The organism is Zavarzinia sp. CC-PAN008, from assembly GCF_051903925.1.
Taxonomy (GTDB): domain Bacteria; phylum Pseudomonadota; class Alphaproteobacteria; order Zavarziniales; family Zavarziniaceae.
Genome location: NZ_CP173678.1, coordinates 490573 through 515718, shown reverse-complemented (window position 1 = coordinate 515718; position 25146 = coordinate 490573). Strand labels below are relative to the sequence as shown.

General features: G+C 69.1%; 29 protein-coding genes and 2 tRNA genes. 16 read left to right on the top strand and 15 right to left on the bottom strand.

The genetic code is table 11. The features are described 5' to 3' along the window. Positions 1-125 precede the first annotated feature (125 nt). Complete coding sequence (locus ACI6GS_RS02570; protein WP_439816208.1) at positions 126-743, bottom strand: histidine phosphotransferase family protein; 618 nt, start codon at positions 741-743, stop codon at positions 126-128. Between the two features lie 169 nt (positions 744-912). On the opposite strand from ACI6GS_RS02570, the gene ACI6GS_RS02565 reads away from it, so the two are divergent. Then, entirely contained in the window at positions 913-1119 is a 207-nt protein-coding gene (locus ACI6GS_RS02565) for a DUF3553 domain-containing protein (protein WP_439816207.1), read from the top strand. Positions 1120-1125: 6 nt separating this feature from the next. On the opposite strand, the gene mobA is transcribed toward ACI6GS_RS02565, so the two are convergent. Beyond that, positions 1126-1740, bottom strand: a complete 615-nt coding sequence (gene mobA, locus ACI6GS_RS02560) for a molybdenum cofactor guanylyltransferase MobA (protein WP_439816206.1) — start codon at positions 1738-1740, stop codon at positions 1126-1128. Between the two features lie 88 nt (positions 1741-1828). Here mobA and cysQ point away from each other — a divergent pair, with 88 nt between their 5' ends. Beyond that, positions 1829-2626, top strand: a complete 798-nt coding sequence (gene cysQ / locus ACI6GS_RS02555; protein ID WP_439816205.1) for a 3'(2'),5'-bisphosphate nucleotidase CysQ — start codon at positions 1829-1831, stop codon at positions 2624-2626. Between the two features lie 25 nt (positions 2627-2651). On the opposite strand, the gene ACI6GS_RS02550 is transcribed toward cysQ, so the two are convergent. Next, positions 2652-3299 carry a LysE family translocator gene (locus ACI6GS_RS02550; RefSeq protein WP_439816204.1) on the bottom strand — a complete coding sequence of 216 codons (648 nt, stop codon included), beginning with the start codon at positions 3297-3299 and terminating at the stop codon, positions 2652-2654. A gap of 186 nt (positions 3300-3485) precedes the next feature. Further along, on the bottom strand, positions 3486-4478 hold the full coding sequence (acuI, locus tag ACI6GS_RS02545) for an acrylyl-CoA reductase (NADPH) (protein WP_439816203.1): 993 nt from the start codon (positions 4476-4478) through the stop codon (positions 3486-3488). Between the two features lie 325 nt (positions 4479-4803). On the opposite strand from acuI, the gene ACI6GS_RS02540 reads away from it, so the two are divergent. The 6 genes from ACI6GS_RS02540 (at position 4804) to ACI6GS_RS02515 (ending at position 9686) form a co-directional block, all read left to right on the top strand. Next, positions 4804-5046 (top strand): usg protein, encoded by a 243-nt coding sequence (locus ACI6GS_RS02540; RefSeq protein ID WP_439816202.1) that lies wholly within the window; start codon positions 4804-4806, stop codon positions 5044-5046. 334 nt (positions 5047-5380) lie between these two features. Further along, a complete protein-coding gene (locus ACI6GS_RS02535; RefSeq protein ID WP_439816201.1) occupies positions 5381-5917 on the top strand; it encodes a Csu type fimbrial protein in 537 nt (178 codons plus the stop codon). Between the two features lies 1 nt (position 5918). Beyond that, the gene (locus ACI6GS_RS02530; protein WP_439816200.1) at positions 5919-6653 is read left to right on the top strand and encodes a fimbrial biogenesis chaperone; all 735 of its coding nucleotides are present in this window, start codon (positions 5919-5921) and stop codon (positions 6651-6653) included. Next, positions 6637-8910: a fimbria/pilus outer membrane usher protein gene (locus ACI6GS_RS02525; RefSeq protein ID WP_439816199.1), complete on the top strand. Its 2274-nt coding sequence runs from the start codon at positions 6637-6639 to the stop codon at positions 8908-8910. The genes ACI6GS_RS02530 and ACI6GS_RS02525 overlap by 17 nt, the downstream gene beginning before the upstream one ends. After that, positions 8910-9380, top strand: a complete 471-nt coding sequence (locus ACI6GS_RS02520; RefSeq protein ID WP_439816198.1) for a Csu type fimbrial protein — start codon at positions 8910-8912, stop codon at positions 9378-9380. The genes ACI6GS_RS02525 and ACI6GS_RS02520 overlap by 1 nt, the downstream gene beginning before the upstream one ends. A gap of 144 nt (positions 9381-9524) precedes the next feature. Further along, positions 9525-9686, top strand: coding sequence for a hypothetical protein (locus ACI6GS_RS02515; protein ID WP_439816197.1), 162 nt, complete (start codon positions 9525-9527; stop codon positions 9684-9686). A gap of 74 nt (positions 9687-9760) precedes the next feature. On the opposite strand, the gene ACI6GS_RS02510 is transcribed toward ACI6GS_RS02515, so the two are convergent. From ACI6GS_RS02510 to gph, 3 genes are all read right to left on the bottom strand, one after another. Further along, positions 9761-9835: transfer RNA gene (locus ACI6GS_RS02510), tRNA-Val, on the bottom strand. Positions 9836-9914: 79 nt separating this feature from the next. Then, entirely contained in the window at positions 9915-10583 is a 669-nt protein-coding gene (locus tag ACI6GS_RS02505) for a 2OG-Fe(II) oxygenase family protein (protein WP_439816196.1), read from the bottom strand. Then, positions 10583-11287, bottom strand: coding sequence for a phosphoglycolate phosphatase (gene gph, locus ACI6GS_RS02500; protein WP_439816195.1), 705 nt, complete (start codon positions 11285-11287; stop codon positions 10583-10585). The genes ACI6GS_RS02505 and gph overlap by 1 nt, the downstream gene beginning before the upstream one ends. A gap of 77 nt (positions 11288-11364) precedes the next feature. Between gph and gabD the strand changes: the two genes are divergently transcribed. Both gabD and gor read left to right on the top strand, forming a co-directional pair. Next, entirely contained in the window at positions 11365-12816 is a 1452-nt protein-coding gene (gabD, locus tag ACI6GS_RS02495) for an NADP-dependent succinate-semialdehyde dehydrogenase (RefSeq protein ID WP_439816194.1), read from the top strand. 170 nt (positions 12817-12986) lie between these two features. Then, positions 12987-14369 carry a glutathione-disulfide reductase gene (gor, locus tag ACI6GS_RS02490; RefSeq protein WP_439816193.1) on the top strand — a complete coding sequence of 461 codons (1383 nt, stop codon included), beginning with the start codon at positions 12987-12989 and terminating at the stop codon, positions 14367-14369. Positions 14370-14416: 47 nt separating this feature from the next. On the opposite strand, the gene ACI6GS_RS02485 is transcribed toward gor, so the two are convergent. From ACI6GS_RS02485 to ACI6GS_RS02475, 3 genes are all read right to left on the bottom strand, one after another. Further along, the gene (locus ACI6GS_RS02485; RefSeq protein ID WP_439816192.1) at positions 14417-14929 is read right to left on the bottom strand and encodes a MarR family winged helix-turn-helix transcriptional regulator; all 513 of its coding nucleotides are present in this window, start codon (positions 14927-14929) and stop codon (positions 14417-14419) included. Beyond that, the gene (locus ACI6GS_RS02480) at positions 14926-15345 is read right to left on the bottom strand and encodes an organic hydroperoxide resistance protein (protein WP_439816191.1); all 420 of its coding nucleotides are present in this window, start codon (positions 15343-15345) and stop codon (positions 14926-14928) included. The genes ACI6GS_RS02485 and ACI6GS_RS02480 overlap by 4 nt, the downstream gene beginning before the upstream one ends. An 84-nt stretch (positions 15346-15429) precedes the next feature. Then, positions 15430-15792, bottom strand: coding sequence for a hypothetical protein (locus tag ACI6GS_RS02475; protein WP_439816190.1), 363 nt, complete (start codon positions 15790-15792; stop codon positions 15430-15432). 168 nt (positions 15793-15960) lie between these two features. Here ACI6GS_RS02475 and ACI6GS_RS02470 point away from each other — a divergent pair, with 168 nt between their 5' ends. The 5 genes from ACI6GS_RS02470 (at position 15961) to ACI6GS_RS02450 (ending at position 20238) form a co-directional block, all read left to right on the top strand. Next, positions 15961-16509, top strand: coding sequence for a PAS domain-containing protein (locus tag ACI6GS_RS02470; RefSeq protein ID WP_439816189.1), 549 nt, complete (start codon positions 15961-15963; stop codon positions 16507-16509). After that, entirely contained in the window at positions 16506-17045 is a 540-nt protein-coding gene (locus ACI6GS_RS02465) for a PAS domain-containing protein (RefSeq protein WP_439816188.1), read from the top strand. Before ACI6GS_RS02470 ends, ACI6GS_RS02465 begins: the two co-directional genes overlap by 4 nt. A gap of 80 nt (positions 17046-17125) precedes the next feature. Beyond that, positions 17126-18010 (top strand): MBL fold metallo-hydrolase, encoded by an 885-nt coding sequence (locus ACI6GS_RS02460; protein ID WP_439816187.1) that lies wholly within the window; start codon positions 17126-17128, stop codon positions 18008-18010. Positions 18011-18375: 365 nt separating this feature from the next. Continuing rightward, positions 18376-18476, top strand: a tRNA-OTHER gene (locus tag ACI6GS_RS02455). Between the two features lie 148 nt (positions 18477-18624). Further along, on the top strand, positions 18625-20238 hold the full coding sequence (locus ACI6GS_RS02450) for a TROVE domain-containing protein (RefSeq protein WP_439816186.1): 1614 nt from the start codon (positions 18625-18627) through the stop codon (positions 20236-20238). A gap of 13 nt (positions 20239-20251) precedes the next feature. Here the strand turns inward: ACI6GS_RS02450 and ACI6GS_RS02445 are convergent, their stop codons facing one another. Next, positions 20252-20938 carry a Crp/Fnr family transcriptional regulator gene (locus ACI6GS_RS02445; protein ID WP_439816185.1) on the bottom strand — a complete coding sequence of 229 codons (687 nt, stop codon included), beginning with the start codon at positions 20936-20938 and terminating at the stop codon, positions 20252-20254. 290 nt (positions 20939-21228) lie between these two features. Between ACI6GS_RS02445 and ACI6GS_RS02440 the strand changes: the two genes are divergently transcribed. Then, the gene (locus ACI6GS_RS02440) at positions 21229-21858 is read left to right on the top strand and encodes a YqgE/AlgH family protein (protein WP_439816184.1); all 630 of its coding nucleotides are present in this window, start codon (positions 21229-21231) and stop codon (positions 21856-21858) included. A gap of 189 nt (positions 21859-22047) precedes the next feature. On the opposite strand, the gene ACI6GS_RS02435 is transcribed toward ACI6GS_RS02440, so the two are convergent. The 4 genes from ACI6GS_RS02435 to ACI6GS_RS02420 form a co-directional block, all read right to left on the bottom strand. Further along, on the bottom strand, positions 22048-23163 hold the full coding sequence (locus ACI6GS_RS02435; protein WP_439816183.1) for a branched-chain amino acid ABC transporter substrate-binding protein: 1116 nt from the start codon (positions 23161-23163) through the stop codon (positions 22048-22050). Positions 23164-23229: 66 nt separating this feature from the next. Further along, positions 23230-23622, bottom strand: a complete 393-nt coding sequence (locus ACI6GS_RS02430; protein WP_439816182.1) for a DUF6867 family protein — start codon at positions 23620-23622, stop codon at positions 23230-23232. Then, positions 23622-24332: an ABC transporter ATP-binding protein gene (locus ACI6GS_RS02425; protein ID WP_439817924.1), complete on the bottom strand. Its 711-nt coding sequence runs from the start codon at positions 24330-24332 to the stop codon at positions 23622-23624. The genes ACI6GS_RS02430 and ACI6GS_RS02425 overlap by 1 nt, the downstream gene beginning before the upstream one ends. Positions 24333-24343: 11 nt before the next feature. Further along, positions 24344-25144, bottom strand: coding sequence for an ABC transporter ATP-binding protein (locus ACI6GS_RS02420; protein WP_439816181.1), 801 nt, complete (start codon positions 25142-25144; stop codon positions 24344-24346). Positions 25145-25146: the final 2 nt, after the last annotated feature.

The following is a 25146-nucleotide window of genomic DNA, read 5'->3' as shown; positions in this document are numbered from 1 at the left end:
CGGCGGCACCGCTCCGACGATTGGGCGGTCGCGCACGCCCTACCTTCCGCCAGACTGCTTAATACGGGGTGAATCGTATCGCGAAGATACGAACCAGCGTGCGGGAGTGCGTCCGGCGTCCCGGCTCAGGCCGGGGACAGGGCAAAGGTGACGGTCCCCTGCGCCTCGGCGATGACCATGCGCACGCCCAGGCGCTGGGCCAGGCGCGCGGTCAGCACCGCCTGCGCCAGGTGCGGCGACAGGGCCTCCGGCTCCAGGGTGCCGGTCAGCGCCGCGGCCAGCTCGCGGTCCAGCCGCACCAGGTCGTGGCGCGCCGTGACCATGGCGCCGTGTTCGTTCCACGTCACTTCCAGCACGCCGCCGCGGGGCAGGGACGCGACCGCCATCATGACCAGGTTCAGGGCCAGGCGCGCGGGATCCTTGTCCAGGCGGCGGGGCGCCGCCGGCCAGTTCAGCGTCACCCGGCCGCGCGCAAGCAGGTCGGCGGCCAGGCGCTGCACCTCGGCCTCCGCGATCTGCTCGCCAAAGCCGGCGCCGGCGCCGAAGGCGAAGCGGAAGGCCTGAAGCCGGGCGCGCGCCTCGGCCGCGCTGTGTTCGAGCAGTTCCAGGGCCTGCGTGCGCAGGTCCTCGTCATCCTCGCCCTCGGACAGCAGTTCGACGCCGTTGGACAGGGCCCCGACCGGCCCCACCAGGTCGTGGCAGATCCGCGAGCACAGCATCTCGAGAAGGTGAAGGTCGGTCATGGCTGAAGGCTCGCTCGCAACAGGTCCGGACAAGGGCTTAGCCGGTCCAGCCTTTCCATCATCCTAATTCCTGCGGCACCCGGGCGTCGTGGTAGTCCAGGGCGCGCCACTTGTCACCCGCGGCCTGCGGGGCAAGGCTGAGAGCCGGCGTCGCGGGACGGAGGTCGGAATGGAACGAGCAGGGGTGCTGCCTGGCGATCATGTGCGCCATCCAGGCGAGCCGGATTGGGGCCTGGGGCAGGTTCAGTCGGTCGTCGGCATGCGCGTCACCGTCAATTTCGAGCATGCGGGCAAGCAGCTGATCAACGCCGCCGTGATCGAACTGGTGGCGGCCCCGCTGCCGCCGCAGCGCGGGATCAAGCGCCCGCCAACCTGACACGGCTCAAGCCGGCAGCGTGCGGGCAAGTGCCACGTCCGCTGGCGCATTCAGGTTCAGGAAGGGATCGATCGGCTCGGCCGGCCAGTCGACCAGCACGCAACCCTTTTCACGGGCATAGAGGTCGACGCGGCGCAGACCCCCTGCGAGGCGCCGGCGCAGGTCCTCCGCCAGCCAGGTCGGCCACAGGGCACAGACCGGGTGGCGCTTGCCGGCGGAGCGGGCGAGCGCAACCGCCGCCCCGGTCCGCGCCTGCGCCGCGCACAGGCGCGTCACCAGGTCGTGCGGCAGGAACGGCGCGTCGACCGGTGCGGTCGCGACATGGGTCGGCGGGCGTGGCAGGGCGCGCGCATGGTCCATCCCGGCCAGGACCCCGGCCAGTGGCCCGGGGTGGCCGGCAATCGTGTCCGGCACAATCGTCCAGCCCAGGGCGGCAAAGCGCGCGTCCCCGCTGGGGGCATTGAGGGCCAGGACCGTCACCTGTGGCGCCAGGCGCGCGGCGACCCGTTGCACCAGGGGCTGCCCGTGCAGGTCGACCCACGCCTTGTCCGTGCCCATGCGGCGGCTGCGGCCGCCGGCCAGCAGCAGGCCCAGCACGTCCCGACCCCTGCCGTTCGTCATCATTGCTGCAGTGTGCCGCGCCCCTGTGTCGCCGGCCAGCGTCCCCGTCCCCTTGACCCGGGGGGCACCGCGTGTCACTTGCCCGCCCATGAATACTCTGGGCACGGCGCAGGCCGACCGGCTGGCCTTGGCGCTGGCCCTGAATCAGGTTGCGGCGGAGGCCGCGGTCGAGATCATGCGCATCTATGATGCGGGCTTCGCCGTGCGGCAGAAGGACGATTCCTCCCCCGTGACCGAGGCGGACGAGGTGGCGGAGCGGGTGATCCTGGCCGGCCTGGCCCGCATTGCGCCGGGCATTCCCGTGGTGGCCGAGGAAAGCGTGGCCGCCGGCCGGCTGCCGCCAGGCGAGCCGGCCCAGTGGCCGGCCTTCTGGCTTGTCGATCCGCTCGACGGCACCCGCGAGTTCATCAGCCGCAATGGCGAGTTCACCGTGAACATCGCCCTGGTCGAGCACGGCGCGCCGACCCTGGGCGTCGTGCTGGCCCCGGCGCAGAAGCGCGGCTGGCGCGCGGCCGGTGCCGGCCTTGCCATTGCGGTCAAGGCGGGGATCGAACGGCCGATTGCCGCGCGCCCCGTGCCGGATCAGGGCATGGTCGTCGTGGCCAGCCGGTCCCATCGCGACGCGCGGACAGAGGACTATCTGGCGGGCCTGCCCGGCGCCACCGTCACGCCGGCCGGCTCGTCGCTCAAGTTCTGCCTGGTGGCGGAGGGCCTGGCCGACCTCTATCCGCGCTTCGGCCGCACCATGGAATGGGATACCGCGGCCGGCCATGCCGTGCTGTGGGCCGCCGGCGGCGCGGTCGAGACGCTCGACGGCAAGCCCATGCACTATGCCAAGGCCGGCTTCGAGAATCCGGAGTTCGTCGCCCGCGGCGTTGTCGGCTGAACGGGCGCGTCCTGGCGCTGGCGCGTCAGGGCACGGGCAGGGCCATGGGCGGCAGCCACAGGCTGGCCAGTGCCGCGATCCCGAACAGCAGGATCGCCACGCCTGAGACGCGATTGATCATGATCAGCTTGCCCGGCCCCAGCCGGCCATGCAGCAGGCCGATGAACATCGCCAGGCAGAACCACCACAGGGTTGATCCGGCAAACACGCCGGCCACGACGATCGACGCATCGCCCAGGGCGACGGTGCCGGAGACCAGGCCCGCACCGGCGAACACCGCGGCAAAGCCCAGGATCGTGACCGGGTTGGTGATCGTCAGCAGGAACGTCCCGCCGATCGCGCGCGTCAGGCTGTCGTGATGCTCGCCCGGGACCGTCCGGTCGATGGGCACGTCGCGGAACGTGCGCACGCCCAGGATGATCAGGAAGGCCCCGCCCAGCAGGCGCAGCCAATGGTCGTGGACCAGCAGGAAGTCCGAGATCGCGGTCAGGCCGAATGCCGCCACGACCGCGAACAGGCCATCCGCCACGGCACCGCCCATCCCGACCAGGAAGCCGCTTATGCGGCCGTGGCGCAGAGTGCGGTGGATGCAGACCAGGTTCACCGGGCCGACCGGGGCCGCGACGATGAACCCGATCACCAGGGCGCGGATGAAGAGTTCCAGCGTGATCATGCAATCCCAGGCCAGGACCCGGCCGGGCCCTGGCCCGCCGGTCGACGCAGCAGTGGGGGCGGCGCGCCCATGTCAGTCGCCCCCGCCGCCAGCTCATCTCCTGCCAGACTTTCGTGACGATCCGGATGTGCCCGTTGCGCGCAGGTGACCCCCTGGCCTGAGTGCGCGCGGGGCAGGCTCATCGGCTCAGGCGTTGACGTCGATCACGGTGCGCCCGCGGATCCTGCCCTGCAGGATGGCGGGGGCCAGTTCCGTGACCTTGCTCAGGGGGGCCGTCTCGGTCATCGCGTCCAGCTTGTCCAGCGGCAGGTCGCGGCCCAGCCGGGCCCACGCCTCCAGCCGGCGTGCGCGCGGCGCCATGACCGAATCGATGCCGTGCAGGGTCACGCCGCGCAGGATGAACGGCAGGACGGTGGCCGGCAGGTCGGCTCCCTGTGCCAGGCCGCAGGCCGCGACGTGGCCATCGTACTTCGTCTGCGCCAGGGCGTTGGCGAGGGTATGGCTGCCGACCGAGTCGACGACGGCGGCGAAGCGCTCCTTTCCGATCGGCCGGCCCGCCGCGGCCAGTTCCGCCCGGTCGATGAAGCTGCTGGCGCCCAGGCCGCGCAGGTAGTCATGGGTTTCGGGGCGGCCCGTGGAAGCGACGACCGAATAGCCCAGGCGGTGCAGGATCGCGATCGCCACGGAGCCGACGCCACCCGCCGCTCCCGTCACCAGGACCTCGCCCTGCTCAGGGGTCAGGCCGCCCTTCTCGATCGCCATGACGCAGAGCATGGCGGTATAGCCGGCGGTCCCCACGGCCATTGCCTGCGACGCGGTCATGGTCGCCGGGCGGGGCACCAGCCATTCGCTCTTCACCCGGGCATACTGCGCATAGCCGCCCCAGTGGCGCTCGCTCAAGCCCCAGCCGTTCAGCACGACGGCGTCGCCCGGCTTCCACGCCGGATCGCTCGATTCCTCGACCGTGCCGGCGAAGTCGATGCCCGGCACCATCGGATAGCTGGTCACGATCTTGGCCGTGCCGGTGATCGCCAGGCCGTCCTTGAAGTTGACTGTCGAGTGGCTGATCCGGACCAGGACCTCGCCGGCAGGCAGTGCGCTCAGGGGCAGGTCCTTGATGCTGGCCGTGTGACTGTCACCGGTCTGGTCGAGCACCAGGGCGCGAAACGTCTGGCTCATTGGCATGGTCCTTCTTGCGCAGGGGCCTGTCGGGTCGCGCAGTCTAGTCGCCATGGGCCGCCGTTCAACGCCCAGATTGATCGCATCCCGCCTCGGCCGGCTCGGCACCAGGAATCCGGTGGGCGTGACCTTCCTGCCGCAACGCGGGCCCGCAATAGCTGCCTGGGAACCCGAACTTTCCAAGCCCCCTTGAAGGAGGCGCACCCTGTGGTGCTAAGATTTCCGGACCAATGACAGACGGCATGCCGTCGAATGGGAGATCGCCTGGAGAACCAGAAGGACCGTACGCACCAAACGGAGACGATCGATGTCGGATTTTCAGTTGATGCTGAAGGACTACCGCATGACGACGGCTGAGATTTTGTATCATTTCCCTGATCACCCGGCTTTGCTCCAAAGCTATACGTGGCAGGATCTTGATATCGCTCCGAAATTTCCGGTGTTGAGCAGGTTTCTTGAGTTCTGGGAGACAAAGTTGGAGGGCAAGCTTCATTCGGTGAAGATCGCGTCCTGTCGCCTGATCCGGCCGACCGAATTCCGCCTGGGCACCGTCTACAACCTCCACTGAGGGCAGTGCGGGTTCCGACCTCCCACGCGGCTGTCGAACCCGTCCAACCCCACCGGCGCCGCGGCCTCTTGCGCTCGCCGCGCCGGTCAGGCGTGCGCCGTTGGTGCAGTCGTGCCGCGCGCAGGACGCCATTCGCGCGCTGGGCGCGTGATCAATCGAAAAACGTGCATCCGGAAGCAATTTGTTAGGATTTGTCGGTCAGCTTTCGGACGGTATCGAGTAGCAACGATATGGCGCCTGCCAGCCAGGGGATGACGCTGGATCAAGTGGCCATATGGTTCAACATCGAAACGTTTTTCTGCCGGCTTGCCGGCTGACCGAGAAAGGACCCGAGATGCCGAATACCCGCAAGCTCCGCAACGACCAGTCCTTCCTGCCGGTCGGCGGCATCGCCGCCGGTCTGCTTGCCGCGGCGGCCCTGCTGCTGCCGGTTGCGGGCCACGCCGCCAGCAGCAGCAGCCAGTTCACCGTCAGCGCGACCGTCAGCGACGAGTGCGCGGTGAATGCGGCCGATCTCAATTTCGGGACCTACTCGATCAACAGCAGCGCGCCGCTGACGGCCACGTCGACCATCGGCGTCACTTGCACCACCGGCACCGCCTACAGCGTCAAGCTGGACGGCGGCGCCCAGGGCAATGTCACCGGCCGCCAGATGAGCGACCTGACCGACCCCGCGAAGCGGCTGTCCTACCAGCTCTATTCCGACGTCGCCTACACCGTTGTGTGGGGTGACGGCACGAACGGCACCGCCCAGGCCGGCACCGGCAGCGGCAGCACCCAGTCGCTGACCGTGCGCGGCCGGATCCCGGCGCAGCAGGCCGCGTCCGCCGGGTCGTACCGCGACACGATCACCGTCACGGTCACCTACTGAGATGGGCACCCGTCGCCTGGCTTGGCGCGCGGCCGTGATCGCGGTCCTGGGGACCCTGGCCGGTCTGGGGGCACTCCCCGCGCAGGCCAGCATGCAGGTCTCGCCCGTCATCGTCGAACTCCCCGCCGACAAGCCGGTGGGCAAGCTGCTGGTGCGCAACCTGGGCAGCCAGGCGGTGAATGTCCAGGTGCGGGCCTTCGAATGGCGGCAGGACATGGGCGACGATCGCCTGGATCCGTCGACGCGCCTGCATGTCAGCCCGCCGCTGTTCGAGCTGGGCCCCGACCAGCAGCAGGTCGTGCGGGTGGTCCTGTCCGGTGCCGCGGCGCAGGGCGAGCAGTCCTTCCGCCTGTTCTTCGACGAACTGCCCGATCCGGGGCAGGGGGCGTCGGCCATCCGCCTGCCGATTCGCTTCAGCCTGCCGGTCTTTGTCGGTACGGGCGAGCAGGCCCAACCGGAACTGGCCTGGTCCTATGATCGTGACCCGGACGGGCGCCTGCGCCTGATCGCCAGCAATGCCGGGGGCCGCCGCGCCAGGATCGCCAACCTGGCCCTGGCACTGCCCGATGGCCGCGCACTGGGGCAGGTGGAAGGGTTGGCCGGCTATGTCCTGGCCGGCAGCAGCCGCGCCTGGGCGTTTGACCCTGCATCCGGCGCGGCCACGGGGCCGGTCCGGCTGCGCTTCGACACGGACACCGGCGCCGTGGACCAGACCGTTCATGGCGCGGCGCGCTGAGATATGGCTTCTTGCCGCCGTACTGGCCGTGAGTCTGGGCCTGTCCCGCCCGGCGGCGGCCACCCAATGGCTTGAGGTGACGGTCAACGGCCGCGCCACGGGCGAGGTCGTGGCGTTCGAGGGGGCCGTGGACGACCTGGCGGCTGCCGCGGCGGACCTGCGGCGCATCGGCGTCAACCTGCCTGTGGCGGACCAGGGGCAGGTCCAGCTTCGCGCGGTTCCCGGCCTTCAGGTCACGGTCGACCTTGCCAACCAGACGATCGCGCTCGACGCGGACAAGGCCCTGCTCGACGGCTCCCTGGTCACCGACATCAACGCCAGCGGCACCGAAACCGAGGCGACGGCCGCGACCGGCCTCATGCTGGGCTATGACATTTTCGCGGAAGCCGCCAGCGGCAGCGACGCCATGGTGTCCGTCGCCGGCTTTGGCGACCTGCGCGCCTTCTCGCCCTGGGGCGTGGCCCATGCGACCTTCATCGGCCAGAGCGGCGGCGACAGCCCGCTACTGCGCCTGGACAGCACGATCGAGCTGGACCAGCCCGACACGCTCACCTCGATCCGGCTGGGCGACGCGATCACCGGCAGCACGACCTGGACACGCTCCCTGCGGTTTGGCGGCATCCAGGTGGCCAGCAACAGGGGCCTGCAGCCCGGGCGCAGCGCCAGCACCCTGCCGCTGATCGAAGGGCAGGCCGCCATCCCCTCGGTCGTCGACGTCTATGTGAACGATGGCCTGCGCCTCAGCATGCCGGTCGATGCTGGCCCCTTCACGATCCGGGACCTGCCCGTAGTCAGCGGCCAGGGCGACGTGCGCGTGGTGGTCCGGGACGTGCTGGGCCGCGAGTCGGTCCAGAACATCGCCTTTTACGCCGATGGGGCGCTGCTGCCCGCCGGTACGCTCGACTACTCGGCCGAACTTGGCTTCACGCGCCGTCGCTACGCCCAGGACAGCTTCGGCTATGGCCGTCTGGCCGCGGTCGGCACCGCCCGCTATGGGCTGATGGAAGGCGACCTGACGCTGGAGGGGCACGTCGAGGCCTCTGCCGACCTCGCTTTGGCCGGTGCCGGGGGCTACCTGGCTCTTGGCGAGTTCGGCGTCATCAACGGCAGCCTGTCCGGCAGCACCTCCAGCTTCGGCAGCGGTGCCAGTGCCACGCTTGGCTTCAGCCACCAGGGCGAGTACGTCTCCGTCCAGGCCCAGGCGACCCTAGCCAGCGACGACTATGCCGACCTGGCAAGGCTGGAGGGGGATGGCCCGATCCGCCGCGCCTTCCGCATCAATGTCGGCGTGCCGCTAGGCGGGCTGGGCGGCCTGGGCCTGGCCTATGCCGGGATCGACCGCGGTGGCCGGGGTGATGCCTCGCTCGCCACCGCCAGTTTCAGCCGCCGCCTGTTCGACGATGCCTTCGTCCAGGTGACCGCGACCGCCGATACGCGCACCGGCGATGCGGCCTTTGGCGTCTGGCTGTCCGTCCCGCTGGGGGGCGGCGTCCTGGGAGGGGTGGGGGTCGAGCATGACCGCCAGGGTCCGTCCGCCCGCCAGAGCCTGAGCGGACGCGACCTGATGGGCCATGAGGTCGACTGGCGCGCCGACCTGCAGCAGGGGGAACTCAACCGCGCCAGCCTGGGCGCCGTCTACCGCGCCTCCTTCGCCGACCTGCGCGCCGACCTGGTGGGCGACGAGCGGACCGCGGCGGCGCGCATCGGGATGGCGGGGTCGCTGGTCGGCATGGCGGGCGATGCCTTCGCCTCCGGCCCGATCGAGGATTCCTTCGCCCTGATCGACACCCACGGCCAGGCCGGCATTCGCGTCTATCGCGAGAACCGCCCGGCGGGCGTGACCAATGCGGACGGCCTGCTTCTGGTGACGGGGCTGCAGTCCTACAGTGCGAACATGGTCGCGATCGAGCCGCTGGATTTCGCGCTGGAGCAGAATGTGGACGAGCCGTCCCGCGTGGTCGTGCCGCGCAGCCGTTCCGGCGTGCTGGTCGACTTCCCCGTCGACACGAGCGCCAAGGCCCTGGTGACCCTGCTCCAGACTTCGGGCGAGCCGGTGCCGCTGGGGGCGCGCGTGGCAATGCCCGCCGGCGATGCCCTGGTCGGCTATGACGGCCAGGCCTATCTGGCCGGGCTCACCGCCCGCGCCGACCTCGACGTCCGTTGGGCGGGTGGCGGCTGCCGCGCCGTCCTGGAGCAGGCGACGATCGCGGCCCGCGGTGGCGCTCCCATCGTCCTGCCGTGCACCGCGATCGACTGATGCGTCGCCTGCGCACCCTCTGGATCGTCCTGGCGGGCCTCCTGGCCGTGCCGGCGCCGGCCTGGGCGCTGGCCTGCAGCGCCTCGGCCACCAACCTCAATTTTGGCCAGTACCGCCCGTTCAGCGCCCTGCCCAATACTTCGACCGCGACCATCCAGGTGACCTGCAATGCCCTGGTCACGTTGTTCCTGGCGTTCGACGTCCGCCTCAGCCCCGGTGCCAGCGGAACCTATACGGCGCGGTCCATGACCAGTGGGACCAACGCGCTCGGCTACAACCTGTTCACGTCGAACGCCTATTCCACGGTCTGGGGGGACGGCACCGGGGCGACCGCGGTGCGGTCATTCGGCGCGCTGGTGACGCTGTTTCCGTTCAGCATCCCCTACACGATCCATGGCCGCATCCCTGCGCTGCAACCGGTCCGCCCGGGCAGCTATTCGGACATTGTACAGGTCGTGATCACGTTTTGAGGGTGAGCGGGACAGAGCACCGAACTGTGGCGCGGCGATGGCAAGGGCCCGCATGGCTGCCCTGTTTCGTCCGCCTCCTGACGGAACCCTCCCCCCTGCTTACGTCTTGACTCTGGCAATTGGGCAACACACAGGAGGCCCGCCATGGCCCATATCACGTTCCACGACGTCGCCCCCCGACAATCCTGGCAGGCACGCCAGCGGCGGCCGGCGAAGGCATCGCGAACCGAATTCCTGCTGACCTGGACGGCCGTCCTGGCGTTCTGCGTCGGCACTTGGTCGCTGCTGCTGGGCAGCGCGCTATAGCAGCGGCCGGCGATTGGCGGCAGGGGAATGGGGGCTGTCGGCTGGTGTCGCCTGGCGCGTCGCGCGGGCTGGCATGGTGGGCGATGTAGGGATCGAACCTACGACCTTCCCCGTGTGAAGGGGACGCTCTCCCGCTGAGCTAATCGCCCATGCCTGTCGCGGACACGCCGCGAAGGGCGCTAGATAGAAGTGCCGCCGGCCGCTGTCAAGCGGCGGCACGTCGCGCGCTCAGTCGGGCGACGGGATGCGCGGGCGCCACAGCGGGCGACCATAGCGTTCGCCGAAATCCTCGAACATCACGTTGAATGACAGGCTGATGCGGTCGCTTGGCGCCTCGTTCGGGTCCACACTGTGACGCAGCCAGGAATGGAACAGGATCAGGCGCCCGGGCGCGGGCGCCACCGTCATGACCGCGCCCGTATGGCCCGTCACCCGCTTCATCGGCGGCAGCACCACGTGCGCCTGGGGCCGCGGATCGTGAAAGGCGATCTGTCCGGCGCCGGGTGGTGCCGCGATGTAGTAGACGCCGCTCAGGTAGTTGTTGGGATGCGCATGCTCATGATGCCGCGCGCCCGGCGGACTGACATTGATCCAGCAACCCGTGACCATCGGCCGGTCCGCGTCCAGTTGCAGGAATCCGCTGATATTGCGGACGGCCAGGTCGATGGCCCGGCCCAGGCGGTTGAACTCTGGCCTGGTGTGGAAGTCATGGTCGGTCTGCAGCGACAGGTCGGTGCGGCCAGGCGTGGCCGCGCCGGCCCGCGCCAGGAACGCCGCGATGTCGCCGGCCACCGCGTCACGCTCGGCCGGAACCAGGTCGAACACCCAGACCAGCGTCGGAAAGAACGTCAGCAGTTGCTGCCCGGCAAAGGGCTGCGCGTGCGGCGCCTGTGCCATCAGGCCAGGGCTCGGGCCGCCAGGCGGGTCAGGGCACCGGGCAGTTCGGCAAAGTCGTCGATCAGGATGTCGGCGCCCAGCTCCGCGGCAGGAATCGCGGTGTAGCCAAAGCTGACCAGCACGCAGGGCACGCCGGCATTGCGTGCAACCCCCAGGTCGGCGGCGCTGTCGCCCACCATCACCGTTCCCGCGACCGGCACGCCCAATGGCGCCAGCGCCGCCTCCAGATGGCGGGCGTCGGGCTTCTTCCAGGGCAGGCTGTCGCCCCCGACCGGATCGGGGAAGAAGCGCGCCAGGTCGGTTGCCGCCAGCAGCCGCCTCGCCAGACGCTCCGGCTTGTTGGTGCAGACGCACATCGGCACGCCCGCGGCGCGCAGGTCCTCCAGCACGCTCACGACGTTGGCGAAAGGGTGCGAGTCCACGCAGATGTTCTCGGCGTAATAGCTGAGGAAATAGGCGAGCAGGTCGGCCCGGGTGTCCTCGTCCAGCGACCCGCCGGTCGCCTCCAGCCCGCGCTCGATCAGGCGGTTGGCGCCCTCGCCCACCAGCGTGCGCAGCAGCGCCTCGCTGACCGGCGGGCGCCCCGCCCGCGCCAGGACGGCATTGAGCGCGCCCGTCAGGTCAGGTGCGGAATGGACGAGCGTGCCGTCCAGGTCAAAGGCGACGGCGGGGGGAAAGCGTTCCATGTCGGGCAATCTGGCCATACAAGCGTCCGGGAGCAAGGCTTGGCGCCAGTGTGTATAGTCGCAACGCCCAGCACGCCGACCGGAAGGACGCCGCCATGCAGCTCAAGGATCCAAGCCTGTTCCGCCAGCAGGCCTATATCGATGGCGCCTGGGTCGATGCCGATGGCGGCGCCACGATCGACGTGACGGAAAAGGCGACGGGCAAGGTCATCGGCACGATCCCGCGCATGGGTGCGGCGGAGACGGCGCGCGCCATCGACGCCGCCAACAAGGCGCTGCCCGCCTGGCGGGCCAAGACGGCCAAGGAACGCGCCAACCTGATGCGCAAGTGGTTCGATCTGATCATCGCCAACACCGATGACCTGGGCGTGATCATGACGGTCGAGCAGGGCAAGCCCCTGGCCGAGGCCAAGGGCGAGGTCGCCTATGCCGCCTCGTTCATCGAATGGTTCGCGGAGGAGGCCAAGCGCATCTATGGCGAGGTGATCCCCGCCCATGCCGCGGACAAGCGCATCGTCGTGGTGCGCGAACCGATCGGCGTGGTCGCCGCCATCACCCCCTGGAATTTCCCCGCCGCGATGATCACGCGCAAGGCGGGGCCGGCCCTGGCGTCCGGCTGCACCATCGTGGTGAAGCCCGCGACCCAGACGCCCTATTCGGCCTTTGCCCTGGCCGTCCTGGCCGAACGCGCCGGCATCCCACCCGGCGTCATCAGCGTCCTGACCGGCTCGGCCGCCGAAATCGGCGGCGAGATGACCTCGAACCCCATCGTGCGCAAGGTGACCTTCACCGGCTCGACCGAGATCGGCAAGAAGCTGATGGCCCAGTGCGCCGGCACGGTAAAGAAGATGGGCCTCGAACTGGGCGGCAATGCGCCCTTCATCGTGTTCGACGATGCCGACCTGGATGCCGCGGTCGAAGGGGCCATCGCCTCCAAGTACCGCAATACGGGGCAGACCTGCGTCTGCGCCAACCGCCTGCTGGTCCAGGATGCCGTCTATGACGCTTTCGCCGAAAAGCTGGCCGCGGCGGTGGGCAAGCTCAAGGTCGGCAACGGCCTGGATGCCGGCAGCACGCAGGGCCCGCTGATTGACGCCAACGCGGTTGCCAAGGTGGAGGAGCACATCGCGGATGCGGTGGGCAAGGGCGCGCGCGTCGTCGTCGGGGGCCACCGCCACGCCCTGGGCGGCACCTTCTTCGAACCCACGGTGCTGGCCGACGTGACGCCGGCCATGGCGGTCGCGCGGGAGGAGACGTTCGGCCCCGTCGCCCCCCTGTTCCGCTTCAAGACCGAGGCGGACGCGATCCGCATGGCCAACGATACCGAATTCGGGTTGGCCGCCTATTTCTATGCCCGCGACATCGGCCGCGTCTGGCGCGTGGCGGAAGCGGTCGAATACGGCATCGTCGGCATCAACACCGGCATCATCTCGACCGAAGTGGCGCCGTTCGGCGGCATCAAGGAATCCGGCGTCGGCCGCGAAGGCTCGCGCCACGGCATCGACGACTTCACCGAGATCAAATACCTCTGCATGGGCGGGATCTGAGGGCGGCACCAACATCCTTCGAGACGCGCCGACGGCGCTCCTCAGGATGACGCCCGTTGGGGATTCGATAGAAAAAACAACGGCGTCATGCTGAGGAGCCGGCCATCGGGCCGGCGTCTCGAAGCATCGGGAGCGCGGGTGACACCCACGGACGGCTACGGGACCAGACAATGAGCTTCGACTTCGACCTGTTCGTGATTGGCGCCGGCTCCGGCGGTGTGCGGGCGTCGCGCATTGCTGGCGGCTATGGCGCGCGCGTCGCCATCGCGGAGGAAAGCCTGATCGGCGGAACCTGCGTGGTGCGCGGCTGCATCCCCAAGAAGCTGCTGGTCCATGCCGCGCATTATTCCGAGGATTTCGAGGACGCGGAGGCCTTTGGCTGGCATGTCGGCGACAGGCCAACCTTCTCCTGGCCGAAACTGATCGCCAACAAGGACCGCGAGATTGCCCGCCTGACCGGCCTCTACCGCAAGGGGCTGGAGGGGGTGAAGGCCACGATCTTCGAAGCCCGCGCGACCGTTAGCGGTCCCAACTCCGTTCTGGTCGATGGCAGGGAGATCACGGCGGGCACCATCCTGGTGGCTGCCGGCGGCCGCCCCGTCCCTTATGTGGGCGAGGGGGCGGAACTGGCCATCACCTCGGACGAGGCGTTCCACCTGCCCGACCTGCCGCCGCGCGTCGCCGTCCTGGGCGGCGGCTATATCGCGGTCGAGTTCGCGGGCATCTTCAACGGCCTGGGGTCGAAGACCACCCTGATCTATCGCGGCGACAAGGTGCTGCGCGGTTTCGACGACGACCTGCGCGACACCCTGGGCGAGCAGATGGTGCACAAGGGCATCGACCTGCGCTGCGGCGTCACCGTGCTGAAACTGGAGAAGACGGCAGGCGGCATCCGCGTGGCGCTCAGCGACGGCAGCGCGGTCGAGGTCGACTGCGTGCTGGCCGCGCTGGGGCGGGCTGCGCATACGCGGGGCCTGGGCCTGGAGAATGCAGGGGTGGCACTGGGCGAAAAGGGGGAGGTGAAGGTCGACCTCTATTCCCGCACCAACGTAGCCTCGATCTATGCCGTGGGGGACGTGACCGACCGCCTGAACCTGACGCCCGTCGCCATTCGCGAGGGGCACGCCTTCGCCGATACGGTCTTCGGCAACCGTCCGGTGGCGCCCGATCACATGGGCGTCGCGACCGCGGTGTTCAGCCAGCCGCCCATCGGCACGGTCGGCCTGACCGAGGCGGAGGCCCGCGCAAAGTACGGAAAGGTCGACATCTACAAGGCGCGCTTCCGCCCGCTGAAGCACACGCTGACCCTGCGGGAGGAGCGGACGCTGATGAAGCTGGTCGTGGAGCCGCTGTCTGACCGCGTTGTCGGTGCGCACATGATCGGTGCGGACTCGGCCGAGATCATCCAGGGCGTCGCGATCGCCATGAAGATGGGAGCGACCAAGGCACAGTTCGACCAGACGGTGGCGATCCATCCGACCGCGGCCGAGGAGTTCGTCACGATGCGGACCAAGGAGCCGGAACCACAGGTCGCCGCGCGCGCTGCGGAATAGCAGGGCAGTGCAGGGCAGGGGCTGGCGGGCGCGCGGCGCGCGCAGGCTCAGTCCGCCCCGGGGCGGTGCAGGGTGGACGCCAGTGCGTTCAGCTTCTCGCGCAGTTCCAGCAGGTCCTCGACCGGCAGGCCCAGGCGGCAGAAGATCAGCCCTGGCACCTCGGCCGCCTTGTCGCGCAGCGCCCAACCCCGGGCCGTCAGTTCCACGATCACGCGACGCTCGTCCTTGGGGTCGCGCGTGCGGCTGATCAGGCCGCCGGCCTCCAGCCGCTTCAGCAATGGGCTCAGCGTGCCGAAGTCCAGGCCAAGCGCCTGCCCCAGGCTGCCGACGCTGCGCGGGGATTCCTCCCACAGCGCCAGCAGGGCCAGGTACTGCGGATAGGTCAGGCCCAGCGGATCGAGGATCGGGCGATAGGCGCGGGTCAGGGCACTGCTGGCGGAGTACAGGGCAAAGCACAGCTGGTTGTCCAGCCGCAGCTGCTCCGGCGTGGCTCCAGGCGGGGCGGCGCCAGAAGCCGCCCCATCGTCCAACACCTCGTCCTTTGCCTGTCGCTTGCTCATGCCGTCCGAACGCTCAAGCCCACGTCGATGTTGCCGCGAGTCGCATTCGAATAGGGGCAGACTTCGTGCGCCTCTGCAACCAGGGCTTCGGCTTCCGCCTGCGCCACCCCGCTGACCGTGACCTCAAGCGCCACATCCAGGGCAAAGCCACCCTTGCCGTTCTGGCGGATGCCGACCGTGGAATGGACGCTGGCATCCTTGATCGCGACCTTCTTCTGCTGGGCGACAAAGCGCAGCGCGCTTTCGAAGCACGCGGCGTAACCGGCCGCGAACAGCTGTTCGGGGTTGGTCCCCTTGCCCGTGCCGCCCATCGCCTTGGGCATGGCAAGGTCCAGCTTCAGCAGCCCATCAGAGGACTCGACATGGCCATTGCGGCCGCCATGGGTGGTGGCTTCGGCGGTATAGAGGGCTGTCATGGCAGTGTTCCCTTGTGATCGATGACGATTACATAGGAAGCGATTTGATTGCTTACAAGGGAAATTGTGCGGCGAATGTCCTGGTCAGACCGGGTTGCGCTCGATCACCGCCCGGCGGAACACGTGACGGACATAATGCCAGTCGCGCTCGGGCAGCGTGCCCTTGGCCATTTCCTGTTCAAAGGCCCAGATCTGCAGCTTCTGCCGCTGACTCAGCAGGCTCGAATTCTGGAGCGCCTCAAAGACGTCGCGATCGCTGAAGAGCGGTGTCCGCGTCGGCGCGGCGCTGCGCGGCGGGGGCGGCGGTGGTGGGGGCGGCGCCTCGCGCGTAGGCTTGGCCGCGCTGGCTGGGACCAGGTCGCCCCAGCCCATGCCCGCCCCGCGCAGGACGGAAGTCACCTTTCGGGCCGCAACCAGCACCTCGGCGTCATAGGGGCTTGCCAGCATCCCCAGAAGCCGTTGGAGGCGTTCGGTTGGTACGTGGTCACTCACACTTCACAGCTTAGTGAAGTTCCGTCCGCGATCAATCGCTATCGCCATCACATTTTCCCGACGGGTAACGGTTGAGAAACTGCTCCCCCCGTAAACATGGATGGAGACGGCATGGAGCCGTGTATGGACGATCCGATGCCAGCCGATGCAGCGCAGGTCAGCGGGAACATTGGAGCGCAGCTTCGCGACGCGCGGCTGGCCCATGTTCATCGCTACTGGGCGTCCCGGTGCGGACTCTATACCTGTCCCCTGCGCCAGGACATCGACCCGCGCGCGCTGAAGCCTGTCCTGCCCTTTGTCTTCATGGCGGAACGTGGCGCGGTTCCCGGAGCCGGCCTGTCGGGCGGCCCCTTCCGCCTGCGCCTGGTCGGCACGGCGCTGGTCGGCCTGTTCGGTCGCGACGTCACCGGCTGCCTGCTGTCCGAAGCGCTGGCCCCTGCTGTCGCGACAGAGGTGGCCGCGCGCTTCGAGAGCGTGCTCCAGACCACGGCGCCCACGCTCTGGCATGGCATTGTCGACAGGGGTGCGGGATCGCAACCCCTGGCGGTGCAGTCGCTCAACCTGCCGCTCAGCAGCGACGGGACCTGTGTCGACCGCATCCTGGGGGCGATGGTCTTCGGGCCCGCCCTGCCTGCGGGAAGCCGAACGCCTGATCTGCGGCGGGCCTCGTGACGGGCGACCTGCGCGGCCTTGCTGACCTGCCGCCCGTGGGCTTCAGCCACGACCCGGCCACGGTGCAGTCGACCATGGTCGGCGCCCTGTCGGATTGGTGGTTCGCCCAACGCGGGCGCGAGGCGCCGGTGCCGCAACGCGCCAACCTGTCGCCAAAGGTGTTGAAGCCGCTGCTGCCAAACCTGCTGATCTCGGAATATGTGGGCGACGGACGCGTGCGCTACCGCCTGGTCGGCACGCGCGTCGTCGAGCTGGGACGCTATGACTTCACCGGCATGTTCCTGGACGACATGGCGTTCAACGACGCCCTGGACTGGCAAGCGGCCTATCGCGCCATGCGGCGGGAGCCGCGCCCGCTCTACGGCACCTCGGCGATCACCCTCGTCGACGGCAGCTTCGTGCCCTATGAGTTCGGCATGTTCCCGCTGTCCTTCGATGGGCGCAGCGTCGACCAGGTCGTCGCGGTCGAGGATTATGGCCGGGTCGACCTGCTGACCGCCTCGATGATGAAGCCGATCCGGCCCCTCAGGGCCTGAAGGCGGTCCCGCCATTCGCGCGGGTTGGCTGGCCTGCCCCCCTCCGCCATGATGCGTGCCGTGGAGCAGGGGGCATGCCGATGGCCGTCGAGATACCGTTCAAGCGCGACATGGAGTTCGAGTACGGCGTTCTGGCGCCTGTGGCACCGGGCCTGCGCCGGATCGTGGCGCGCAATCCCGGGCCATTCACCTATACCGGCACCGGCACCTATGTGATCGGCACGGGCAAGGTCGCCGTGATCGACCCCGGGCCGGACGACGCGGCGCACATCCAGGCCCTGCTGGCCGGCCTGGATGGCGAGACGGTGACCCACATCCTGGTCACCCACACCCATATGGACCATTCCCCGGGCGCCGCCGCGGTCAAGGCGGCGACCGGTGCCCGCACCTATGCCTTCGGCGCCCATCCGCGCACGCCCGACGGCCAGCAGGGCGAGGGCGGCGACCTGGACTTCGTGCCGGACGTGACGATCGGCCATGGCGACGTCGTCGAGGGGGTGGGCTGGTCGGTGGAGGCGCTGCACACTCCGGGTCATATCTCCAATCACCTCAGCTTCGCCTGGCGGGAGCCGGGCGTCCTGTTCAGCGGCGATCACGTGATGGCCTGGTCGACCAGCGTGGTTGGCGACATGTCGGCCTACATGAAGTCTCTCAACCTGCTGCTGCCCCGCGACGACCGCATGTACTGGCCGACGCATGGGCCCGCGGTGACGGAGCCGCTGCCCTTCGTGAAGGCCTATATCGCACATCGGCTGGAACGGGAGGACCAGCTGTCCCATCAGCTGGCCAGCGGACCCAAGCGGATCGGCGAGATCGTGCCGGTGCTCTATGCCGCCGTCGATCCGGCGCTGCATCCCGCGGCGGGCCGTTCCCTGCTGTCCCACCTTCTCCGGATGCTGGAGGATGGCCGCGTCAAGGTGGAGGGTGAGCCGGGTATCGACGCCCTGTGGCGCCTGGCCGCCTGAACCGGGCCGGCGCGGCGGCTGTGATCGCCGTCGCATTCATGGCGCCGCCGCCTTGACGCTCCGCGGCCGACGCGGCATCGTCGCGCCCAGGTGCCGACCGGGTGGGCCGGCGTCCGGGGGTTATCTAATCTGCAGGTGGTTGGGTTCGAGTCCCACCGCGGCATCACCCGCAAGGGAATGCCGCGTAGCTCAGGGGTTAGAGCAGCAGACCCTTGCCCCCGGGCATACACACGACCACCCGGCCTGGCCACAAGGACTTGTTTGCGTACCGGCTGAACGGGCCGGAGCCCGAGGGTTATCTCTCTCCCATCTGAGGGCGCCCCCTCGGGTGCCACCATGCCCGTTCAGCCTGCTTCCCATGCGTGGCCGACGCCCAGCGGCAGCGCGCTCATGTTCGGCCGGACGGGCCGAAGCTGAAGGGTTATCTTGGGTCCTGAAGGTCGCGGGTTCGAATCCCGTCTTGGCGACACGCTCGCTTCGTAGCTCAGCCTGGTAGAGCGACAGGGTTATCCCTTGGCGATCCCATGCCCGTCCGGCCGTTCCCTGCCGACGGGCGGAGCAGTGGCCGGATCCCCGCGCCGCGCCGCCTCTTTCCTGTAGGTGCCGAGGACAGCATGCGTCTCGCCGACCTGTTCCGCCGCCGCCGTCCGGCCGATGCGGACATTCCCCAGACCGAGCCTTTGCCGGGCATGGTCGCCAATTCCGCAGGTGGCTTCTCGTTCGCCATCGACGATTGGGCGCGCCTTGACCGCTTCCTGATCCTTGGCTCCGAAGCGGGCAGCTACTATGCATCGGCCCCCGTCCTGACCCGGGAGAACGCGGAAGGCGTGCTGCGCTGCCTCGCCGCGGATGGCCCGCGGGCGGTCGCCCGCATCGTCGCGATCAGCGACAGCGGCCGCGCGCCGCGCAACGACGCGGCGATCTTCGCCCTGGCGCTTGCGGCCTCGGCCGAGTCTGTCGAGACCAGGCGGGCGGCGCTGGCTGCCCTGCCGCGCGTGTGCCGCACGGGCACGCACCTGTTCCAGTTCGCCGTGGCGATCGAATCGCAGCGCGGCTGGGGCCGTGCCCTGCGTCGCGCCGTCGGCGACTGGTACCTGGGGCGCGATGTCGACGAGCTTGCCTTCCAGGCCGTGAAGTATCGCCAGCGCGGGGGCTGGTCGCACCGCGACATGCTGCGCCTGGCCCATCCGCGCACCGACGACGCGGCCCGCCGCGCCCTGTTCGAGTGGATCTGCAGGGGCACGCCCGACCCCGCTTTGCCCGCGATCGTGCAGGCCTACCTTGCCGCCGCGACGGCCAAGGCGGCTGAGCAGGTGACCGACCTGATCCTGACGCGCAACCTCCCGCGAGAGGCGCTGCCGACGCACTGGCTGAACCATGTCGATGTCTGGGCGGCGCTGCTGGAGCGCATGCCCGCGCACGCCCTGGTCCGCAACCTGGCCAAGATGACGGAGGTCGGCCTGCTGGCGCCGCTGTCCGACGCCGCCCTGACCGTGTCCCGCCGCCTGGCGGACCACGCGGCGTTGCGCCGGGCGCGCCTGCACCCGATGGCCGTGCTGATTGCCCAGCGCACCTATGCCACGGGCAAGGGCCAGCGCGGCAGCCTGGTCTGGGCCCCGGTGGCTCAGGTGACCGACGCCCTGAACGACGCCTTCTACGGCACGTTCGAGGTCGTCCAGCCAACGGGCAAGCGGCTGTACCTGGCGGTCGATGTCTCCGGCTCGATGACGTTCGGGCACATCGCGGGAACGGCGCTGACGCCGCGCGACGCCGCCGCAGCGATGGCCCTGGTCACGGCCCGCACGGAGGCGTCCTGGTACGTCATGGGCTTTGCGGCAGCCAACGGCAAGGTGGGCGATATGCGCACGGGCATGGTCCCGCTCACGGTCACGCCCGCGATGCGCCTGGACGATGTCATCCGCTCGATGGCAGTGGTCCCGTTCGGGGCGACCGACTGCGCCCTGCCGATGCTGGACGCCCTGGAGCGCGGCCTGAAGGTCGATGCCTTCGTCGTCTACACCGACAGCGAGACCTTCCATGGCAAGGTCCACCCGGTGGAGGCGCTGCGCCGCTATCGCAAGAAGACGGGCATCCCGGCCAAGCTGGTCGTCGTCGGCATGGTCGCGAACAAGATCTCGATTGCCGATCCCGCCGATGCCGGGATGCTCGACGTGGTCGGCTTCGACGCGGCCGCGCCGGCAATCATCGCCGACTTCATCCGCGGCTGAGACGGCCGCCCCGTCAGCGGGCGGTCGCCTCCCCGGTCGCTGGAGACACGCGCTCCGACAGGCGGCGCAGCTTGTCCATGTCGCGCAGGTACAGCGTCTTGTGCTTGCGCTGCACGATGCCGCTGGCCTGCAGCTGGCCGATCACGCGGGCCACCGTCTCGCGCGTGGTCGAGGCCAGGCCCGCGATCGAGGCCTGGGTCGGCACGGGCCAGATCATCCACGAATCAGGGCGCAGCGGATCGGGTTTGGCCAAGCGCAGCAGCTCGACATAGACACGCTGGTGCGCGCCCAGCGTCGACAGGTCCATGATGCGGTCGTCGCAGATGCGAATGATCCGGGCCATCTTCTCGATGACGCTCAGCGCGATCGACGGATGGCGCATCAGCAGCGACACGAACAGGTCTGGCGCCAGGCTGGCCAGCAGGCATTCGGTCTGGGCGACCACGCTGGCCGAGCGCGGCTCCCCGTCGATCGCGGAAAGCTCGCCAAAATAGCCGCCAGAGGCGATTGATCCATAGGCGATCTCGCGCCCCGACAGCGAGAAGTTGACGACCTGGACCTTGCCCTCGACCACGAAGAAGACGTCGCGGCTTTCGCTCTCGCGGTTCAGGATCTGCTCCCCCGCGCCGAACCGATGCCACCGGCACGCCTGCTCGATCTCCGCCAGGTCGCTGGCCACCAGGCCCGACAGGAAGGTCACCCCACTCAGTTTTCCAGGCCCCGCCATCACCCTCACCCCCTGTTGGCGGCGCATCTTAACGGCAAATTGGCCGGACGTGTGACTCCGATCACTGCGCGCCTTGCACCTTGCCGGCTATCATGCTTCCTGCCTCATCCATGAGGTAGCCAACCCTGCACCTCGGCCCCCGTGCGCACCGCCCGGGGGTCCTTCTTTTTTGGGGGTGCCGCATGGCGCCCGGGCGGCGGCGGATGGAACCGCGACGATATCCCCACCTTGATGAAGCCGCATTGGACTCCCATCCTGGAGTCATGAGCGTCTCACCATCCTCCTCCCCGGATCCGGCGCCTTCGTCCGCCGGTGGCTCAGGCGCCCTGGACGGCGGTCCCACGTCGCTCGAGGGGCAGATCCTGATCGCGATGCCCACGATGGGCGACCCGCGGTTCGAGCGGACCGTGATCCTGATGTGCGCCCATTCGCCCCAGGGGGCGATGGGCCTGGTCGTCAACAAGCTGATCGACCACATCACCTTTCCCGAACTGCTGGGGCAGCTGGGCATCCCGGCGGGGGAAGGCGCGGGCCAGATCCGCGTCCATTTCGGCGGCCCGGTGGAGACGGGGCGCGGCTTCGTGCTGCACTCGTCCGACTACAGCCAAGCAGGCACGCTGGGGATCAGCGGCGACATCGGCCTGACGCCCACCATCGACATCCTGAAGGCCATTGCGGCGGGCGAGGGCCCGCGCCATTCGCTCCTGGCACTCGGCTATGCCGGCTGGGGTCCGGGCCAGCTCGATTCCGAGATCCAGGCCAATGCCTGGCTGTCCGCGCCCGCCGACCTGGACCTGCTGTTCGAATGCGCGCTGGAGCGGCGCTGGACCCGGGCGTTGGCCAAGCTGGGCATCGACCTGCCGCGCCTCTCCAGCGAAGCCGGCCACGCCTGAGGGCGATCCCGCCAGAACAGGATCCGGGACGGATCGGGTTCGGTCCCCCACCGACGCCACCCGGTCCGACCGGGTGACCCACGAACCGACCGTCGCGCGAGAGGACCGGTCGGTTCGTGGATGCCCCGACTGAACGGGGCTGTTTGCGGTGAGGGCGCGGGCGAAAATCGAGCGGGAGCTCGACTTGCGCTACTTCGCCGCCACCTCGGCGTACTTGCCGTCCTTCCACTCGTACAGGACATAGCCCGGCAGCTTCGGGTCGCCCTTCGCGTCGAAGCCGAGGTCGCCCAGCACCGTCGACCAAGTGCCCGCGCGCAGGGCCTCGGCCACGGGGGCGGCGTCGACGCTGCCGGCCTTCGTCACCGCAGCGGCCCAGGCCTGGACGGCGGCGTAGGTGAACAGGGTATAGCCCTCGGGGTCATAGCCGCCGGCCTTGAACTCGGCCACCACCGCCTTGGCGCTTTCCAGGTTGCGCGGGTCAGGGGGGAAGGTGAACAGCGCGCCTTCGCCGGACGCGCCGGTGATCGACCACAATTCGGTCGTCGCCTGGGCATCGCCGGACAGGAACGCGGCGTTCAGGCCCTGCTCCTTGGCCTGGCGGATCAGCAGGCCGAACTCGGTGTGATAGCCGCCGACATAGACGATGCCGACGTTCGAGGCCTTCATCTTCGAGATCAGGGCGCTGAAGTCCTTGTCGCCCTGGTTATAGGCCTCGTACATCGCCTCGGTCGTGCCGGCGGCATTCAGTGCCGCCTTGGTCTCGTCGGCCAGGCCCTTGCCATACGCCGACTTGTCCTGAAGGATCGCGATCGCGCGGCCATTGGCGTTGGCGTGCAGCCATTCGCCGGCGAACTTGCCCTGCTGGTCGTCGCGGCCGCAGGTGCGCAGGACCGTGGTCCAGCCCTTCTCCGCCGCCTCGTCCGTCAGCTTGGGGTTGGTGGAGGCGGGCGAGATCTGCAGGATCCCGTTCTCCACGTACACGGCCGAGGCCGGGATGGACGAGCCGGAGCAGAAGTGCCCCGCCACGAACTTCACGCCCTGGTTGGCCAGGTCGTTCGCCACGTTGACCGCCTGCTTGGGATCGCAGGCATCGTCACCGACGACCAGCTTGACCTGCTCGCCATTGACGCCGCCGGCCTTGTTCAGGTCGGCGACCGCCAGTTCGGCGCCGCGCTTCATCTGGTCGCCGAATGTGGCGTATTCCCCGGTGATCGGGCCTGCGACCGCGATCGTGATGTCCGCAAGCGCCGGCTGCGCCAGGAGCAATCCGGCTCCGGTCAGCAATGCGAGGAAGCCCGTTCTCATGACCTGGGTTCTCCTGCCTTCTTGTGCCGTGCACGGCACGGCGGTGAAGCATTGACGGAGGGGAGCTTAGATCCGCTCTGCCCCCTCGGTCGAGCCCGTCTCGCCGCCGCTGCCCTGGCGCGCGCGCCAGGCAAAGGGGCCTGCGCGCTCATAGGCCCAGGGATACTGCCGGACCATCAGCGCGGTTCGGGCGACGCGGTGGCTGGTCACGGCGATCAGCCCCAGCACGACCGCATGCGCCAGCATGCCCGGCCAATAGGCAAGGTCGGCGCCGAACAGGGCGAAGTGCAGGAACCAGTCCGGCGGACCCAGACCCAGCCCGGCCAGGAACGCGGTGCCGCCGTGCATCCAGCTGGTTGCGATCGCCTCGCCCGACAACCAGGCGCACAGGCCGAACAGGACAAGGGTCAGGCCGATGAACGAGCCAGGCCCCCCGCCATACAGGGCAGCGATCTCCATCAGTGCGCCCCTCCTTCCAGATAGGCGGCGCGCACCTGGGGATTGGCCAGGAGTTCCGCGCCGGAACCCTGGATCTCGATCCGGCCGTTGACCATGACATAGCCGCGCGTGGCCAGTTTCAGCGCCTGGTGCGCGTTCTGCTCGACCAGGAAGACGGTAACGCCCTGCTTCGCGATCTCGCGAATCACCTCGAAGATCTGCTTCACGATCAGTGGCGCCAGGCCAAGCGACGGCTCGTCCAGCAGGATGAGCTTCGGCCGCGCCATCAGCGTGCGCCCGATCGCCAGCATCTGCTGCTCGCCCCCCGACAGCGTTCCGCCGCGCTGGCCGATGCGTTCCTTCAGGCGCGGGAACAGCGTCATGACCCGCTCCAGGTCCTGATCCAGGAACGCGGGATCGCTGACCACGGCGCCCATGCGGAGGTTTTCCAGGACAGTCATGCGCGGGAAGATGCGCCGCCCCTCCGGCGCGTGCGCCAGGCCCATGCGCATGATGCGATGCGTGGGCAGGTGGGTGATGTCGCTGCCGGCAAAGTGGATCGTGCCCTGCATCGCCCGCGGCATGCCACAGATGGTCATCAGCAGCGTCGTCTTGCCGGCGCCATTGGCGCCGATCAGCGTGACGATCTCGCCCTCGCCCACGTCCAGGTCGACGCCGCGCAGCGCCTCGATCGCGCCATAGCCGGCGCGCAGCCCCCGCACCGCCAGGATGGACGCCCCGCTCATGGCGCGTCCTCCTCGCCCAGATAGGCCTTGATCACGACCGGGTCCTGCCGGACGTCCAGCGGCGCCCCGTCGGCGATCTTGGCGCCATGGTCCAGGACCACGATATGGTCGGATATGCCCATGACCACGCTCATGTCGTGCTCGATCAGCAGGATGCCGACGCCATGCGTGTCGCGGATCAGCAGCAGGAGTTGGTTCAGGTCGCCCGACTCGCGCGCGTTCAGGCCGGCCGCCGGCTCGTCCAGGCACAGCAGCACGGGGTCGATGCACATGGCGCGCGCAATCTCCAGCCGCCGCTGGTCGCCATAGGGCAGGGTGCCGGCCAGGTCGTCGGCGCGCGCCGTCAGGCCGATCAGGTCCAGCCACAGGCGCGCCTTATCGACCGCGGCGCGCTCGGCCCGGCGCCAGGCTGGCAGGCCCAGCAGGCCGGCCAGACCATAGCCGGACTGGTGCATCAGGGTGTTGTGCTGGGCCACGATCAGGTTTTCCAGCACCGACATGCCGCCGAACAGGCGGACATTCTGGAAGGTGCGGGCGACCTTGGCCCGGCCGGCGATGCGGAAGTCGGGCATCCGCTCCAGCAGGTGCACCTGTCCGTCGGGGTGGTGCAGCGACAGGCGCCCGGCGGTCGGACTGTAGAAGCCGGTGAGGCAGTTGAAGACGGTCGTCTTGCCCGCGCCGTTCGGGCCGATGATCGCCGTGATCTCGCGCGTCCGCGCCTGGAACGAGACATCGTCGATGGCGAGCAGGCCACCGAAGCGCATGGTCAGGTGCTCGACATCCAGCAGGACCGGCATGG